The organism is Stagnimonas sp. FW305-C-60, assembly GCF_058782965.1.
This window is the reverse complement of record NZ_JBYSYF010000002.1, coordinates 126,984-143,192: the sequence shown is the minus strand read 5'-3', so window position 1 is coordinate 143,192 and position 16,209 is coordinate 126,984. Positions and strand designations below refer to the sequence as shown.

The window sequence follows — 16,209 nt, the reverse complement described above, 5'->3', positions numbered from 1 at the left end:
ATGGAGTGGAAAGGCGACCGGAGCGGCCACGAAGAATCGGGTGGCACTCAGACTGACGATTCCGGGACCGCCACCAGCACAGCCGACGGTCATACAGTTACATCCGCACTGGCAACCGATCTTTGAGGTGCTGACCTTTGCGTCCGCAGCGGGGCCTGTGCCGGAACCCATGTGATGGTGCTGGTGTGCCGCCGGACTGGCCTGATCCATCGGCATCGCCATTCCACCGTGGTGCATGCCGGCAGGCATGGCAGCGCTTGATTCCGACACTGCCATCTTGCCGTGCGCACAACGCATGCCCATCGCCGTGGCGGTGGATTGAAACCCCACACACCAAGCGATCAGCAAGACGAACAGACGGAAGGCGGACGGACGCATACCAAAGATTAGACGCGGAACGCGGTAGAAGTTCAATGGACCGGTGATGCCGGCGCGCATTGATTGCGAACATCGCTCAGGACTACGATCAATTTCTACCCTTGAGTGCGGCTCAGGGTCAAGTTTGCCGCCACGGCTAAGCCCTGCCACTGACATGACGACTCGCCCCAGCGCTTGGAGGCGCAGATGCTCTGGCCGTTCACGCGCTCGGCGTAGTCCGTTTTGCGTCCGATCCTTGCTTAGAAGAAGCCTGGCGACTGTGGGTGCGATGCGCCATCCGGAAAATGGCCCCTGCAGCCCCGGCAGGGGTGGACTGGGCGGCGGGCAATGCCCCCTTGAGTATTCGCTGTTCGAATGCAACCTGCTCCGATCAACCAGGCAGATCAGCCGTTGGATCGGTGTTGTCTGATGAACTTTTGCGGACTCTCAGCGCTTCGGAGATGAGACGCCCCGAATGCTGCTTCCATATCTGCTCTGAAATCCAGAGCGCCAAGCGCTGATCATCAACGTCCATTCCCCAGATTCGGTCGGCCATCGAGGGAATGAGCAGTGTCGAAGGCTCCGCCTGCCCGAGTTGTTCTCTCCCTACCCTGGCGACTACCGCGATCTCATTGGTCGCAGACAATCCGTACTGGAACCAGGTGATCTCCGGGTACTCCTTATCGGTCAGATCGTCGCTGTAGTCGATGGCAGTTTGTGCCTGCAGTTCGGCAGCCACTCGCAGGGCCACTGCTTCAGCGGATTCGCGATCGGCCATCGTCAAGCTCCCCTGGCCGGCTCGGCGTAACCCTTGCGGCGCCGATATCTTTCCGAATGGGTACCGAGGAAAACCGTCATGGACGCTCGGTACTGCAGCACCTCCGGAGGAATTTCCAAAGACAGCTCCTTGGCGATAGCGACCGCGTACTTGATCTGCCGCTCCGTGGGAGCCAAAACCTCGCACTCGAGGAGTGCCGTGATCAGGTCCACCAAGCGACGGGCCAGATCCTTGCGGCTCATCTCAGAGGCATCACCAGGTTCTTCCTGGCTGACAAGCTTTAGCAGCCGTTCCTCGACATGTTCCTCGAACGGCAGAAGAAGCGGGTATTCGAAGTCCCCGTACACCAATTGAAAATACACGCGTCACCTTGTCCTATCGAATGTTCACGAAGCACGCACCTCGTCGTACTTCTCTCGCGAATTCGGACTGTCCGCTGACGCTTTGAGAGTTGGAGGTCCTTCTGTCGGCGATAGGCGTGAACCCCTCGCGCCGACGCTGAACCCCGCCACATAGCGTCTCAGACAATAGTCCGTAGATCAATAGTCTTCGGGGATTCATTGTCGCCTAATGGCGGCGCTCCCCAAGCAACGTACTCCGGTCGCAATCGCGTTTGGCAACGTGCTTCGCGCTGCCCGGACGCGGGCGGGCCTTTCCCAGGAAGCGCTTGGACTGGCTTGCGAAATTGATCGGACCTATGTGTCGCTGTTGGAGCGGGGAGAGCGGGCTCCAACGCTGACCACCCTGTTCGCGCTCAGTGAGCAGCTGGATGTGCCGCCCGAGTTGCTGGTGGCGGAAGCCCGGACCGAGATGCGCCGGCTCGTGCCGACCAACCGGCAGGGCGCTCGGCGGTAGGCTCCTGCCCAGCCATCAACACGCGCTTTCGGAAGCAGGTCGGTGGTCGTTAGCGCCGGTTGGAAGTCGCGAGCGAGCTTAACCGTCTCAAAAAAATCAGGGCCGACCTGAGCATCATCTGATTCTGGTTTCCCGGCCTAAAAATAGATCACCGACGGGGCGGCCGCCCTACCCCACTAACTGATTCGCCAAAGCGGATGCATCGTGCTGCCCCCCTCAGTGGTGCCCGGGGCGGGAATCGAAGCCTATTCGGGCGTACTGACACGGTGGCAAGCCGTTGCGAACGATCTCTCGCGGGGCGTACAGCCAGGCCTCGCGGCCCAAGGCGATCAGCCACCCCCTGGCGACCGTTCCGTTCGACGCGATCGGCGAGCAGGAAGGCCTCCCACTCGGGCTGCTTGGCGCAAACGGAGGCTGCACGACCTTTGACAAGTGGCAGCTGCTTAATGTCGTCGTTGATCAATATCGTGTCCTTGGCGCGGTGCAGACGTTCTTTTGATCTCGCGCAGACGGCCGCACGATTCCCTTGCAATCGGCTTTGAACGGCAGCACGATCCCGTCGGGATGAGAGCGACAAAACTGCGGGCTGACAGACTGGCACTTCACAGCGTCGATTCTCGATATCAGCTGGCCAAACCAAGGGGGGTCGACGTGCTTTTCGACAGTGAAGAGGACCAAGTTGCGGATCGCTATTTCGGATTCGTAAACGATGTGGTGGGCGTGATGGCACTGTCCCTCGCGGCCACAGCGCTGCAATTCGAACGACCAGCACCTTTCGCTGTGATTTTCCTGGTGAGCTTGTTCGTTTGGGCTCTTTCCAGGGGTGGCGAGTACAGAAAAATCGCCAAGCGCTATCTCCTTCGCTATCAGGGGTTTTGGGGGTTCCTGATGCTCACCTGGAGGCTGATCATCTTCCTGATTGGCTTTCTCGCGCTGATCGGCATCATGCTCGGAGTGGTCACTAAAAATTCGATCTATGCAGCCCTGCCATTCCTCTGAGGAACAACTGTAGCTGAGGCCTGGGAGAGCTTGTGCTGGTCTTTCTGGACACCGAGTTCACTTCGTTGGAGTGGCCAGCCGAGCTGCTGTCGGTCGCCTTGGTCACCGAGGATCCAGAGCTGAAGCTTTACCTCGAGAGAACCGATTTTCTGGTGGAGAACTGCAGTCGGTTCGTAGTCGACGAAGTACTACCCCTGTTTGGGCGGATTGCAGACTCCCAAGTCCGATACGACGACATCGGCCCCCGAGTCTGGCGATGGCTCAATACGCTCGGCACGTCCGTGCGGCTCGTTTCGGACTCGGCAATCGATGCGCGATTACTTCTTCCTATGTTGCCTAAACCCCTACCGGGTCAACTCTGCGCTGAGCCGCTGTTGTTAGGCAATCTGATCCGGCATCCGGCGTTCGAGTATGCAGAAGCGGAATCGTTTGCCGCCACCGGGGGATGGCGACACCATGCTTTGCACGATGCTTGGGCCCTAAAAGCCGGATATCTGGCCCTACCCGCGTCCCTGCGGCGAGCACACGTTTAGCCGAGTGACTAATGTCGCTCTTCCTGCCTCTGGACGACATGATTGCTGGCTCGGAGGCGCTACACGCGCAGCTGGCGGCGCACTTTCCAGATCAAGTTCATTTCAGCAGCGCGCGCTTTGAACTGGCCTCTGTTTCGGCTAGCCGACGATCATCCGTCGCTCATGGCAGGCCAGATGTCAATGCAATTTTCCTCGTCGACTCGTTCGAACTGCTTCGGAGAGTGCTGATACGGATCATTGACCGTGGGGCCTTGCCAACGAAGCCGGAGTTGGATGTCGCGCTGCTGGGCATGGAGCCCTGGGCAGATCGGGAATCTCCTCGACCAATGGATTCCGAGTAGTCGGGGCTGAAGCGCCAGAAGACTCAAAGCCGCTCGACGCCTTGCCAAAAGCGGCAACGAAGGTCTAGCATCCGGTCGTCCTTGGTTCACCGCTAGTTCCCGTGAGCATGCCCTACCAGCTCTATCTGCCCGCTCTGTGCACCTCCGGTGCTGGGCTGGCCGTGCGCCCGGCAATGTTCATATGCGGCTCGGCCACTGCCTCCGTATCCCGGGCCTGAACTGAGTAATTCCAGAGGCCGGTGATCCCGACCTCCCTGTGACCCACGCCCCGGGAGGCTCGAATCCGGGGCGTTTTCGTTTTAGGCGTTGGCTGAGTCTCCAGGCGAGCCACTGTGTTTGTCGTCAACCACTCCACCATTCACTCGCAGGTTGCCAAGCATCTCTGGCCGACCCGAATACGCCGGGCGTGAAGTCTTCATGCGCCTCGGTGGCTGACATTGGTCAAAGCGCCGGACTTATAAACCGGTTCACAGCACTCGCCCGATAAGCGAGCTGATGCGGGTTCGATTCCCGCCCGAGGCACCACTTCCGATTCATGGAACGAAGCCTCATGCGTTATCCAGGACAAACCCTCGTGCGACTTCCTCCCAACTGGGTCGGGCGGGACTTTTACGTGGGAGATTTACACGGCTGTACCCGGCATTTGGAGGTACTGCTCAAAGCCGTTCAGTTCGACAGGACCGTCGATCGCCTTATCTCGGTCGGAGACTTGATTGATCGAGGTCCCGATTCTTGGGGAGCGACTGCCCTGATCGACGAGCCTTGGTTTCACGGAATCTTGGGCAATCACGAGGTCTTCGCTTTGGCCTGCGCAAAGGTGGAACCTTTCACGGGCTGGCGGGACGTCATGAGGTATTCCGGGGCTTGGCAGCGTGGGCTTCCGCCCGATCAGCAAGCTCTGCTGGTGGAGCGCCTTAATTCTCTGCCGGCGGCCCTGGAAATCGAACAACTGGATGGACGGCGCTTCGGCGTTATCCATGGGCAGATTTCTTCGCGCCCCGGATGGAGTCTTCTGAGCTCCCTAGGTCGGGACGACTTGAGCCCGAACGGGCGATTCGGCGAGTCCGTGATCTCGAACCTTTTCCTGGGTCGCGAGCAGTGGCAAACAGCTCAGACTGCGTTGGGGTTGGATAGATATTCAGGTAGCACCTGGCCTTGGCGGCGATGGAACAGCCGGGAATATCAACGTCTGGCCTGCGCGACGCGAGGAATCGACCTGATGATTTCTGGCCACAGCATCATCCTTAACTGGAGGCCTCTGGCGATCGGAAATCGGCTGGCAATTGATACCGGCGCTTTCTACCCCACCGGCCGTCTATCCCTGGTGGATCCAGTGTCGTGGCGCTATTGGCAAGTCGGATGGCGGAAAGACCTCAAACGACCGAGATTCAGCGTTGCGGCGCGACGTCTACCAGTTCCGTTGAACTCTTGGCAGTTACGAGCCCTTGGTTTGATGCCCAGAGAGGCCGACTAAGAGTGGGTCTGCCGCTCTCGAACTCTGCCGATGGGCGCAACAAAGCGAGTTAGGGCAGGCTTCTTCTGGCCAGCCTCGCTGACGGTCATGTTCGCAGCTGCGGCGGCCCGAATTTGCGCTCCAGTCTGGTCTCCTTCTCCGTTCCAACGATACTGGAGACCTGTCGAGCGATCGACTGTTTCCACTCGCGTGGCCTTGCTGCGAGAAGAAAATCAGCACTGGTGTCCGCAGCCAAGCCGCGAACCACGAAAACGAAGTAGGCCTGCGAAGCAACGTGAACGAGAGCGTCTGCTTCTGAGCTGCTATCTGGATATCGCGCGCATCCAATTTCCGCAGCCGCGCTTGCAAGAGCCAGGTAGACATCGCGTCGTATTAGCTCGTCCAGCCATCGAAACAAGTCAGCAGACAGGGCTTTGGACGGTGATTGGAGCACAGCAAGTTCAAGTAGAAAATACTCGACCAACTCGTCGGCCGCACGCTTGTCAGCGCTCACTTCGGCCCACCACCTCATGGTGCGGACCGCTACCTCACTTCGAAGACGTTTGTGTCTTGCGAAGTCAAACAGGACTCTATCAATGAGCGCCCTGCGGCCCGTGCGGCAGTAGGAATCGATGTGCTGACGAAAATCGCGCCAGGTCGAGCAAGAGACAACATTGCGGTGCTGCCCTTTGTATGGTGATTCATTTCGACTTGCCGGCCTGCGCCCAAGGACCTTCCACGAGTGCACTGTCGGAACACTCAGCTGCACCGGCGCAGTCGGCAGCGAACGTCTTTGAATCTCGCAGCAGGCCCGCCAGGTGGCCGCGAGCGGCTGAGCTTGGTTTCTCCATATTGGCCGCGAGTCGATTTGCCGCATCTCGAACTGCCGTGATTTGCACCATCGCAGGTGATCCGTCCACCGGCCAAAAATACTCGCTCGCCACAGGCCAGCCCGATCAGGAAGACACAGCACGTCTACACAACCGCAGGCGCGCCATCCGCAGGCAGTACAGCCGAAGGGATTCGAAACTGCGGCCGCAATCTCGTTTCCCGGAATCTGGGCATTGCAACGCGGACAGCCGATCCGAAGCAGTCGCCCATGGACCTCACAGCGCGTCACGAATGGCAGCTGGTGCGCAACGAAATGCTCGCCGTGCTCCAGACATACGGGGCAGTATCGAAGAATCCGAAAGCAGTGCTCGCTGATCCCGAACCCTGCTGATTGCAGGGGTAGCCATTTTTCCGCGCTCGCCCACTCGTCAATCGGCCCGGTTGCCCGTAACACGTGCGACAGAGCTGCAAAAAGTCGTCGGTTCGCCGCATACCCAGAATCCACGATGGGATCCGCGAACCCTCTCCGGAAAAGTCGCCGTGTGTCCTGAGGCTCAAGCGAATTCAGTAGCGCCAGGCGCGCAACGAAACAATACGGTGATCGGAACTTGATGTGCCCCGCCCTGTCAGTCAGGCCGCTGAAATGGTCGGGCCAAGCTCGGTACACCTTTCTGCCTCCTTGCGACCACGAAAATCGCGTCGATATCGGGGCAATCCGCCCTTGCGGTCACCGTTCGCCAAAATATGTTGAGTTCTGCAGGGAGAGGGTGGCGTGGACTTCCAAGGTGTCGTGGCCAACACAGTCCAGGACTCCAGAGAACCTACGCACCGCCGGATCAAGTAAACCGCCGTTTGTGGTGTCCATACCGAGCAAGAGACTCTCGACCGCTTCCCGGTAGCGCGCAAAGTTTAGTTGGATGCAAAGGTCCGCCCCGGTGTCTATCTCCTCCTTGACGTCCAACCTTAAGGATTTAGGAGCCTTAGCCAAATAGAAATACGTTTTGGAAGGCGCTGCCCAATGTAGCAAATCATTTAGCCAGTCAAATACAGAACTCGGAACATGCCTCGTCGGAATACGGGCGCGCACGACATCATCGAATTCTTCAAACTGAATCTCGAAGTCTGGATTCCACTTTTTGACACGCCTCAGCAACGGTAGCCAGGTGAATTCTATATCCCGCGCCATGTAATGCTGGCATTTATGGGCGTGCCTCCAGCGCTTGAGAATCCCGTGATCAGATTCGTCGAGGTCGGATAGCAAATTATAATCCAACGATTGCAGCCTAACATCCCACAATTCAACGTGAGGCGTCATGAAATGGACCGGCTCGCCTACCCTTACGTTGAAGCGCTTCTTACACGCATCGATGATGCTGAATAGCAGGTTCCAGTCCGAAAGTCCGTGCAGATAATTTGATTCCAGGGTTGTTACACAAAACGGGGTATAAAAGTGAAAGGCATCCCTCACACGGTCAAGCCACTCGCGATACTTCGCAAGTTCAAGATCAATCTCCTTTTCGTGCCCTGAAACCGCCGCAACGCGCCTAAAATCGAAGCCGCATGCGTACGAACACTGGAACATATTGGGAAGAACTTTGGTACGCATTTCTGACCAGAGTTTCGTTCCGCCGCAGCACGGGCAGCAAGTAGTCAGTTCACTGTCATGAACTGGACACTTGTCGACAATCGTATGTTGAAATGCCCAGGTATGCGTTCCGTCGCGCAAGCACCTGGGGCAAAATCGAATGGGAGCGTCTAGTTTGGGGCGCTCACCCCAAATCGGGTTCCATGCTTCCGGAGAGGACCTGGCCCTGTTAGGCGAAGAATTTACGATCGCCTCGTCGAATATGCGCAGCGGATCGTGCGGCATCTCGACATGCCTTGCCGAAAGCTGAATTTCCTTCGGTCCAACGATCTTTTCAAGTTGTGGACGACTCAGAGCATTGAGCCCTATAAGCCTAGAAACATCTGCGTAGAACGAACCGAACTGCGATTCGCTGCGGGCCGATCCTACGAGAAAGCCTTTGTTGTCTGAGAGAATCATTGGCAAGGCTCCATCGATTCGAATCGTGTTGAAGAGAATCGACTAATCAGTACCTGCTCTCGTACTTGGCAGTTTTTCAAGATATGCAGCTGAACCTATGGCTGAAGCGACATCTTTCGCAGTGAACCCTGTAAAATTATCTCGTCGGGCAACCTTTCTAAAAAGAAATCCTGTTACCGCTACGAATGACTGCATCGCAATGCCATGCGTTTCATTGGCAGGCCGATTCTTTATAAATTCGCTCCAAATCATCTCGGCGTGCGATTCATAGCGCCAGCCATTTCGAAATGCGCCCGGGCAGTAAAATTCAGAGTACGATATTTTGGTATTTTTCGGCCAGAACAACTCGGAGTCAAACTGCCTCGCGCAGCTCTGTATTTCTTTTACGCTAGCCAACCCAGTAAATGCGACCGTTACCGAAAGAAAACGTCCGATAATTTGATTTGCAGTTTCATGGCTAAACTCTTCGCGACGCGAAGCTAGCTGGGTTTGTCCAATGAACAGATAGAATGGCCTCACGCCATCCTTCACCAGCTCATTATGAATAGTTATTAACCAATCAAATTCGACATAGCTGAGTCGATTCGCTTCGTCGAATATCAAAAGGATGCGCCTGCGCGGATCGTGCGACGCCTTTTCGATGAGAAGAGTTACAAGTCTCTCCAGCTTCTTCAGCGGTGAGCCGGCCGGCAGTGAGTGTCCGAATGACCTGAGCAATTGACTTCGAAAAGAACCCTCGGAACGCTGTCGACTCGGCGCTTCGCAGAGGTGCATGAGTACGGGAATCTGTTCCCCCAATGCGTCAACAGTGTTCGTCAGGATGTACTCAGCGCAGTACGTTTTGCCGTACCTTGGGGGGCCTGCCACGGCGACGCCAGGCAAATTGAATTTCAGCGCGATCTTCAGTTCTTTGAAGACGCGGCGCATGGGCTCGCTAACACAAACGAATTGGTCTATCGCAAGAGGATGGGAGCCCCTGTCACCTTCAACTGCCAATGTATCCCCTGAATCCATCGCTAAATCTCCGATAGCTCATCGTCGTCAACAAACATTGCTGCCAGTGCCGATTTGGCGGGCAGACGTCCTGTCGCCCTAGGTGCGATTTTGGGGGCGGCGACAAAATTGTCTTGAAGCGGATTGGATGGCGGTAACTGTGGCTCGTTAGAGTTAATTCGCGTGAGTTCAGTCGCGGCTCTCTTTTCATCGGCAGCCCTTCGCTGGAGATGCTTCCTAAAGCAGTCGAGCGCGTCCACATTTGGATCGAATCGAAACCCATTTAACCGCATCTCTCGATTTATGGATTTTCTTAGCCTTATGTCGTGCTTGAATGTGCCCCAAGGATATTCAGCAAGTAACTCGTCGGGAATCCAGCCATTAATCGAGATGGGCCTAATAGTTCGCAAATCATTTAAATCGACATAAGCGTCAAACGATTCAATGCCCTGTCGAACCATGCTGCTGAGAGCTTCAGATCTATATTTCGCCTCAAGATAATTTACGTGAGCAGCATGGCTTCCAGTCTTTTTTACGGAGAACGTTTGCTTGATTGCGGACAGACTTCGCCATGGAGCTTCTTCGCCCATATCCGATCTGAAAAGGCTTTTCGGATTTTCTGCAGCGAGATGTTCTAGGGGAGTCTGACCGAAAAGACCACGATTTTCTCTGCAATTGAAATTTGCCAGCACAACGTCCAAAAACTCCAACATTTCGTCAGCGGTGGGAGATAGGGTTTCGGCGCATGTGGTTGCGTCTTTATGAGAGGTTTTATTTTTAGTAAAACCTGTCGGCAGTTGCTGAATGACTCCCTCAGTCAACCATTTGAAGAATGTCTCAATGATGGCGCGCGCATCTGGATCGCCCGCCACCCCCCAGTTCACCGTTCCATGCAAGGTTTCCAAAATCGCATACTGCGCGTCTCTGGAGAGGTGCGCCATCGCGTTGTCGAGATGGTACATGTCGGCCATTCGGCCGGCGCAATGCGGAAGCACTCCCGACGGGAAGCCCGCTTTGGGCTCATAGCTGAGCCCAGGGATTGTGAGTTCTCTCTTAGTCCACGGAATAGATATTCTTTGAATGCACGTTAGCAAATCGAGTCGATTTATCTCCTTGGCAATTACCATATTGTAAGAAAGCGAGGAGCGGGACTTTCTGTCGCGCGCTACTAGAACCCAAAGTCGATCTATTTGGCGAATTTTTGTGGATCCATTCGGAAGCAAAACTTTAATCTTTAGAACGACATCCAACTTGTGCGCATCTATTTCCACATTCGAATAGGGCCGATCGCGCCATTTGGAAGACCGGGGATCGCGCGAATAATCGGGTTCTGCTGCTGCGACGATTAGGATTCGTGCTGAATGGAGCGCCGCCTTGTATCCCTCGAAGCCCTGATGCGCCAGGTTGAATGGATAGGTATTCTCGTGGTCGCTTATCAACGTTCTGCATAGTTTCATAAAATCAATATGCAGATTCTTAATTAATACGCGTTTGCCGTCGTGCTTTGATTGTTCGAGCTGGCCGGCTTGGGCTCTCAGCAGCTCTTCCAACTTGGGAAACGACTTCAGCAGCTTCTTGAATAGCCCGCGCGTGCCTCGTCCATCGCGCACCAGATCGTTCTTGGGAGCCGAGGTTCTAGTGACCTCTTCCACGTAGGTTCGAGGAACCAATGCTCGGTACCCCCAGATGCGCCCATCCTCATGGTCCTTCTGACATCTGGCGATGAATCGGATGAGTTCTTTAGCCGCAACCCGATAATTCTTTTGCACAGAGGCAAAGGTGGATCCCTTTTCGAATGCACGAATCGCCGCCTTTCGATCATTGAAGGCCTTGAGCTTTTCTGGTGCGATTTGGTCCGACGCCAGGTCGGGCCAGTCTGCCGTGGCGACTCGAAAGTAGTTGTTGCGACGAACCGTACTCATCGCTTCTTAGAGATGCGGCTATCCAGGTCAGCCTGACCCGAAAAATCAACTTGCAGTTTCCCTTCGAAGACGAGGGCGAAGAGCGCTGATCGCACCTCGATACCGGCGCCACCGAAAGACCGTTCAAGGTCCCCGATGGTTGTCGCCCCGCTAGCGGTTAAAGCGAGTAGCTTGAGTTCGAGTTCTCTGGATCCACGCTTTCGATGCTGTGAAACGTACGGCAGCGCCTGAAGTGCAAACTCAACCTCACGCTTGATATCGCTGCTGGACTTCTCATCAAACCAGCTTGGCTTGGCGTTCTTGGTGCGTATCCAAGCCTCGATGCTCGCCAGCAAGTCATCGTGCTGTGACAGCTTCCTGCGCTCGACGGAATGGACGACCCGGGTGTTGTCAGCGTGTACCGCGACGAAGTCCGCGATCCGAGTTGCCGTGTTCTTGCCCCAAGGGCGTTCCGAGTAGACGAGCACGTCCGGCTGAGACTCAAGCCATACCCCCAAGCGATAGGCATCGGGCCCGACACAAAAGATGGACCGACGACACTTTGGAGACCAGTAGGCGAATACGTCTGAAGCCTTCAGCTGAGCTGGGCTGAGCTTATGCGGAGCCTCGATGGGCGGTGCGGAACTGTTCGACATTGAACGCACTCCGGCAGCTGCCCGCAGAAATTAACGTTCTTTGGCCCCGCGATGCAAGGCTATCAATGTTAACAAGGCTGCCTAAAAGGGAGTTCAGCGCTAGAGGTCGGCGTTTACAGAGTTAGCGATGCAACAGATTGATTGCAGCCAGTGGTCTCAAGGTCTCAACAGATAGATGGCCACTCTCGTTTAGAGGAGGACGGCCTAAGCTACTGAAGCAGGTCCCCAGGCGTCGGCGGTAGCCGAGGCATCAGCTGCTCGGGAAATTCACCAGTGAGCGATTCCAGAAACGCCACGATGTCCCCGACCTGTTGATTGTCCAGGTCGCGATTGAGCTGACTTTTGGCCATCACCCGAACAGCTTCATCAAGGCTCTTGACCGAGCCATTGTGCATGTATGGCGCGGTATAGACGAGGTTGCGGAGAGTCTGCACTCGCCAAAAGTTTTTGTCCGCCGGATCCTTGGTGACCTGCATACGCCCGGTGTCATTCGCCAACTGATATGTGGTGACGTAAATGCTGTCAGGGAAGATCGGCATCTTTTGGTAGAAGCCGCTGCCCTGCGGAAGGTTCGGGCCGTTGAAGTTGGGGCCTGAGTGGCAGGCGGTGCAGCCGATCTGGGCGAAAGTTTCCATGCCCCGTACCTGTTTCGCGCTCAGGGCTTTTTTTTCGCCGCGGACGTAGCGGTCGTAGGCGCTGTTGGGGGTGATAAGCGTGCGCTCGTACGCCGCGATGGCCTTGGCAATGTTGTCCATGGTGATCGTGTCACCCTTGCCAAATGCGCGGGCGAAATACGGCTGGTAGCCTGGAATCTGACCAATACGTTTCGCGGTCGCCGCCAAGTCCGACATGCCCATTTCTATCGGGTTCACCGGCGGCCCCTTGGCTTGGTCCTCCAGTGTTGCCGCCCGGCCATCCCAGAACTGCGCTGAGTTGAATGCGGAGTTCCAGACCGTTGGTGCATTCCTGCCGCCAACCTGACCGTGCACGCCAATGGATGTCGGACGATGGTCGTCCCCACCCTCCATCACGTTGTGGCAGGAAAAGCAGGAGACGGTGCCGGTGGACGAGAGTCGCGGATCGAAGTAGAGCATCTTGCCCAAGGCCACCTTGTCCGGAGTGGTTGGGTTGTCCGCCGGCGACGGCGCCTGTGCTGGCAGCGCCTGCCATTGCTGGGATCTAGCCGGCAGACTGATACCGGCGATAAGCAATGCAATGAACAGCATTTCAGTGCTTTTCATGATTCCGCCCTCCTCCACCAAGGCCAACTTGGCGCCTAACGACTCAGACTCTTAACGGCTTAGGCTTTGGGTGCGAAAGCCCGACACCAACCCTTGGCGTTCACCGCTTTGCCTGAAAATGCGAGGCAAGGGGCAAATCCAGCCTCGGCCTTGGCTGCGTCATAAAGCGCACAACCTGAGCAGATATTGCCCTTCTTGAAGGCGGGCTCCTTGGCGGCGCTGAGCTTCGCAGCATCTTCCGCATAACCCAAGGCCTTGGCTTGCGGATCGTCCATGCTCAAACGCGGGGCGGCAGCCCAAGCAGAGAGGCTATTTCCGATGGAAAGGCAAGCGGCGCCAGTCATGGCGAGTTGGAGGAAGCGGCGGCGGGAGCTATCGGTGGGAGTCATGGCTTGGTCTCGTTGAAGAGCCTGGCTAGGCGACCGTTATCGTAAGGCGGCCGCCTCGCTCGCCAATTGACCAAGATCAATGTACGGCGACAACGTACCCACCGAGCCGCAAGCATCTGATCTGCGCGCCAAGGTGCGCCGGAAACAAGAAAGCCCAGACTCTCGTCTGGGCTTCGGCGGGTGCAAACTACTATCTTCTACTGAAAGTAATTTGGTGGGTTGCCAGGGACTCGAACCCCGAACCTACTGATTAAGAGTCAGCTGCTCTACCAATTGAGCTAACAACCCATACAGGTTCTGCAACCCCAACTTCTCTGACGCGCGCCGGTATGCAAGTCTAGAAAAGCTCGACCGAAGCTCACTTCGACATCCGTGTTGGCTGGATCACCAGCCAACCGGAGCAGCTACATGAACACCACGTCGAGCGGGAGTGTCATTCTAACAGTGTGCAGCACCAAAGGTGGAGTCGGAAAATCCACCTTGACAGCCAATCTGGGGGCTGTTCTAGCGGATGCGGGGCATCGTGTCTTGCTGGTGGATACCGATAGCCAGGCCACGCTGTCCAACTATTTTCCGATCCAGGAACGTTCCAAGCGCGGCATCACCGCCTTCCTGACCGAAGGCGACATCGAGAGCACCGTCAGTCATACCGACGCGGGCTGCGACCTGATCCGCTCGGATCACGCGCTGGGCGAGCTTCAGAACTGGGTCTTGCACACGCCGGATGGCCGCGTGCGCATGAAGCACACACTGGGACAGGTGAATTGGTATGACTTCGTTCTGATTGATACCCAGGGCGCGGTCGGGCCGCTTCAGGACGCGGCGGTGCTCGCCGCCGATCTATTGCTCTCCCCTATCGTTCCGCACGCCCTGTCGGCCCGCGAGTTCGCGCGCGGCACGCTGGCGATGATCGAGCGGCTCAAGCCCATGCAGTATCTCGGTGCACCGGTCGGGCCGCTGTATGGCGTGATCTACAAGATGGATCGCACTGCTGAGGCGACCCGCATCGCGGCCGAGTTCCGCAGGGAATCGTTTGCGCAGTCGCGCGGCGCGATTCGCATCCTCGATACCGTAGTGCCGGAGAGCGTCAGCTACCGTGAGGCGGCGACCAGCCAGATGCCGGTGCATCGCTACGAGCGGTCGCGCCGTGGCGTCATGCGCAGCGCGCACGACGTAATGCTGTCCCTTGTGGGCGAGCTGTTTCCTCATGTCGAGCTGACCGCGCTCGATGCGCGTCAGGAGGGCGGCCAATGAGCAAGAAGCGTCCGTCCGATGCCGAGCTGCGCTCGGCGCTCAATCTGGGCATCGAACCGCCCCAGCAACAGGAAGCCCGTCTCGCGCCATCCGATCCAGTGATGGCGATGCCGATGAAGGTGGACATCGCGCAGATCGCGCTCTACGACCACAACCCGCGCCGCAGCCGCAACAGCGCGCACGAGGACATCAAGGAGTCCGTCCGTGCCCAGGGCCTCAAACAGCCGCTGGTCATTACCCGCCGACCCGGTGCGCCCACCTACATGCTCAAGCATGGCGGTAACACCCGACTAGCCGTGCTCAAGGAACTGTTTGCCGAGACCAGCGAGCGGCGCTTTCAGATGGCGGACTGCCTGTTCGAGCCGTGGAAGGGAGAAACCGATGTGCTGGTCAGCCACATCGTCGAGAACGAGGTGCGCGGCAGCCTCACCTTCCTGGACAAGGCCCGCGCGGTGCGCGAAGCGGCGGTGATGCTAGAAGCCGATGGCGGAGAGAAGCTCTCCCTGCGCCAGCTCTCCGATGCCCTACGAGAACGCGGTTTTCGCATCAGCGCCGGAATGATCTCGAAGTGCTTCTACGCCCTGGACACGCTGGCACAAGCGATTCCACTTGCGCTGGAAGCGGGCATCGGCAGACCGCAGATCGAGAAGCTGCGTCAGCTGCATACGGGTGCCAAGCAGGTCTGGGACAACCACCGGCTGGGGTCTGCGGCCCTTTTCGAGGAAGCATTCCGCGAAAGCCTGGCGAAAGCGGACCGCGAGGACTGGAGCCATGAGGACGCTTGGCGCGCTGTTGAACTCGTGTTGTCGCAACGCGCCAATGTGCCCTTGAATCGAGTCGCCGCCGAACTGGAGGCGGTGCTGGCCGGTAGCGGGAGCAGCGACGAGGATGCGCCGTCCGCAGCGGCGACACCGCTTCAAGTGCGGACGCCGGCGCAGGACGCTGCTCCGACTCGTGACGCTGGCCGCGAGGAGTCGGTAACGGCAAGCCGCCCCGTCGCACGGCCCGCTACGGGGCCAATCGGCGACCCAGCAGCGCCGTCCGGCCACCCCGCAAAGGTGTTTCCAGTGGAAACACCTGCTGCCCAGCAAGAACTCGAAACCCCGGAGCCCGCCGCAGTGCTGCGCGAGCGTCTCTATGAGGCCGCGCACCGTGCCGCTGCCGAACTGGGTCTCGCCCCCTGCGTCCGCCGCTACGAGCACGGCGCGGGCTTTCTGGTGACGGAGTTTCCGCCGGATGGCTTTGTTCACGGCGATCCGCAGCTGGTGCAGGCCACGTCCTGGTGGTGGTGGTTTCTGGTCAGCATCAGCGAGACCCTGGAAATACCCGCCGCGCTGGCCCGAAAGCTCCTTCCCCCCGATTGCGCCGTCGGTAAGGCGCACCTGATCGCCGATGAACAGGCGCGCTACGACGCCATGTTCTCGAAGGCAGGCGCACCAGATGTGTCCCGCTTCGGCCTCTGCGTGCTGTCGGAGATGAGCAACAGCCTGCTGCGCAGCTACCGGCAGCTAGAGGATGACTACCGCGCCCTCATCGGCCTCAAGCGACAGCGCGGCGAATCTCTGCACGCGCAGGAGGTGTGAG

Annotated in this window: 17 protein-coding genes and 2 tRNA genes; 9 read left to right on the top strand and 10 right to left on the bottom strand. The window is 57.6% G+C overall.

Features of this window, described 5'->3' with window-relative positions:
- Nucleotides 1–748 precede the first annotated feature (748 nt).
- Nucleotides 749–1,135, bottom strand: a complete 387-nt coding sequence (locus AC3WT6_RS07575; protein ID WP_492652974.1) for a hypothetical protein — start codon at nt 1,133–1,135, stop codon at nt 749–751.
- Between the two features lie 2 nt (nt 1,136–1,137).
- Nucleotides 1,138–1,497 (bottom strand): hypothetical protein, encoded by a 360-nt coding sequence (locus tag AC3WT6_RS07570; RefSeq protein ID WP_492652973.1) that lies wholly within the window; start codon nt 1,495–1,497, stop codon nt 1,138–1,140.
- A gap of 208 nt (nt 1,498–1,705) precedes the next feature.
- On the opposite strand from AC3WT6_RS07570, the gene AC3WT6_RS07565 reads away from it, so the two are divergent.
- From AC3WT6_RS07565 to AC3WT6_RS07535, 7 genes are all read left to right on the top strand, one after another.
- A complete protein-coding gene (locus tag AC3WT6_RS07565; RefSeq protein ID WP_492652972.1) occupies nt 1,706–1,990 on the top strand; it encodes a helix-turn-helix domain-containing protein in 285 nt (94 codons plus the stop codon).
- Between the two features lie 277 nt (nt 1,991–2,267).
- Entirely contained in the window at nt 2,268–2,489 is a 222-nt protein-coding gene (locus tag AC3WT6_RS07560; RefSeq protein ID WP_492652971.1) for a hypothetical protein, read from the top strand.
- Between the two features lie 152 nt (nt 2,490–2,641).
- Nucleotides 2,642–2,989: a hypothetical protein gene (locus tag AC3WT6_RS07555; RefSeq protein WP_492652970.1), complete on the top strand. Its 348-nt coding sequence runs from the start codon at nt 2,642–2,644 to the stop codon at nt 2,987–2,989.
- 32 nt (nt 2,990–3,021) lie between these two features.
- Nucleotides 3,022–3,522: a hypothetical protein gene (locus AC3WT6_RS07550; RefSeq protein WP_492652969.1), complete on the top strand. Its 501-nt coding sequence runs from the start codon at nt 3,022–3,024 to the stop codon at nt 3,520–3,522.
- 11 nt (nt 3,523–3,533) lie between these two features.
- Nucleotides 3,534–3,863 carry a hypothetical protein gene (locus AC3WT6_RS07545; protein ID WP_492652968.1) on the top strand — a complete coding sequence of 110 codons (330 nt, stop codon included), beginning with the start codon at nt 3,534–3,536 and terminating at the stop codon, nt 3,861–3,863.
- 421 nt (nt 3,864–4,284) lie between these two features.
- Nucleotides 4,285–4,388, top strand: a tRNA-Ile gene (locus AC3WT6_RS07540).
- A gap of 10 nt (nt 4,389–4,398) precedes the next feature.
- A complete protein-coding gene (locus AC3WT6_RS07535) occupies nt 4,399–5,337 on the top strand; it encodes a metallophosphoesterase (protein ID WP_492652967.1) in 939 nt (312 codons plus the stop codon).
- A gap of 85 nt (nt 5,338–5,422) precedes the next feature.
- Here the strand turns inward: AC3WT6_RS07535 and AC3WT6_RS07530 are convergent, their stop codons facing one another.
- The 8 genes from AC3WT6_RS07530 to AC3WT6_RS07495 form a co-directional block, all read right to left on the bottom strand.
- The gene (locus AC3WT6_RS07530) at nt 5,423–5,830 is read right to left on the bottom strand and encodes a hypothetical protein (RefSeq protein ID WP_492652966.1); all 408 of its coding nucleotides are present in this window, start codon (nt 5,828–5,830) and stop codon (nt 5,423–5,425) included.
- A 1,044-nt stretch (nt 5,831–6,874) separates the two neighbouring features.
- Nucleotides 6,875–8,191, bottom strand: a complete 1,317-nt coding sequence (locus tag AC3WT6_RS07525) for a hypothetical protein (RefSeq protein ID WP_492652965.1) — start codon at nt 8,189–8,191, stop codon at nt 6,875–6,877.
- Nucleotides 8,192–8,233: 42 nt separating this feature from the next.
- Nucleotides 8,234–9,118 carry an ATP-binding protein gene (locus AC3WT6_RS07520; RefSeq protein WP_492652964.1) on the bottom strand — a complete coding sequence of 295 codons (885 nt, stop codon included), beginning with the start codon at nt 9,116–9,118 and terminating at the stop codon, nt 8,234–8,236.
- A gap of 89 nt (nt 9,119–9,207) precedes the next feature.
- Nucleotides 9,208–11,106, bottom strand: coding sequence for a hypothetical protein (locus tag AC3WT6_RS07515; protein ID WP_492652963.1), 1,899 nt, complete (start codon nt 11,104–11,106; stop codon nt 9,208–9,210).
- Nucleotides 11,103–11,741: a hypothetical protein gene (locus AC3WT6_RS07510; RefSeq protein WP_492652962.1), complete on the bottom strand. Its 639-nt coding sequence runs from the start codon at nt 11,739–11,741 to the stop codon at nt 11,103–11,105. The genes AC3WT6_RS07515 and AC3WT6_RS07510 overlap by 4 nt, the downstream gene beginning before the upstream one ends.
- 209 nt (nt 11,742–11,950) lie before the next feature.
- Entirely contained in the window at nt 11,951–12,982 is a 1,032-nt protein-coding gene (locus AC3WT6_RS07505; protein WP_492652961.1) for a cytochrome-c peroxidase, read from the bottom strand.
- Between the two features lie 59 nt (nt 12,983–13,041).
- A complete protein-coding gene (locus AC3WT6_RS07500; protein ID WP_492652960.1) occupies nt 13,042–13,371 on the bottom strand; it encodes a high-potential iron-sulfur protein in 330 nt (109 codons plus the stop codon).
- Nucleotides 13,372–13,583: 212 nt separating this feature from the next.
- Nucleotides 13,584–13,659, bottom strand: a tRNA-Lys gene (locus tag AC3WT6_RS07495).
- Nucleotides 13,660–13,779: 120 nt separating this feature from the next.
- Between AC3WT6_RS07495 and AC3WT6_RS07490 the strand changes: the two genes are divergently transcribed.
- On the top strand, nt 13,780–14,625 hold the full coding sequence (locus AC3WT6_RS07490) for a ParA family protein (protein WP_492652959.1): 846 nt from the start codon (nt 13,780–13,782) through the stop codon (nt 14,623–14,625).
- Entirely contained in the window at nt 14,622–16,208 is a 1,587-nt protein-coding gene (locus AC3WT6_RS07485; protein WP_492652958.1) for a ParB family protein, read from the top strand. Before AC3WT6_RS07490 ends, AC3WT6_RS07485 begins: the two co-directional genes overlap by 4 nt.
- The last annotated feature ends 1 nt before the right edge of the window (nt 16,209 follow it).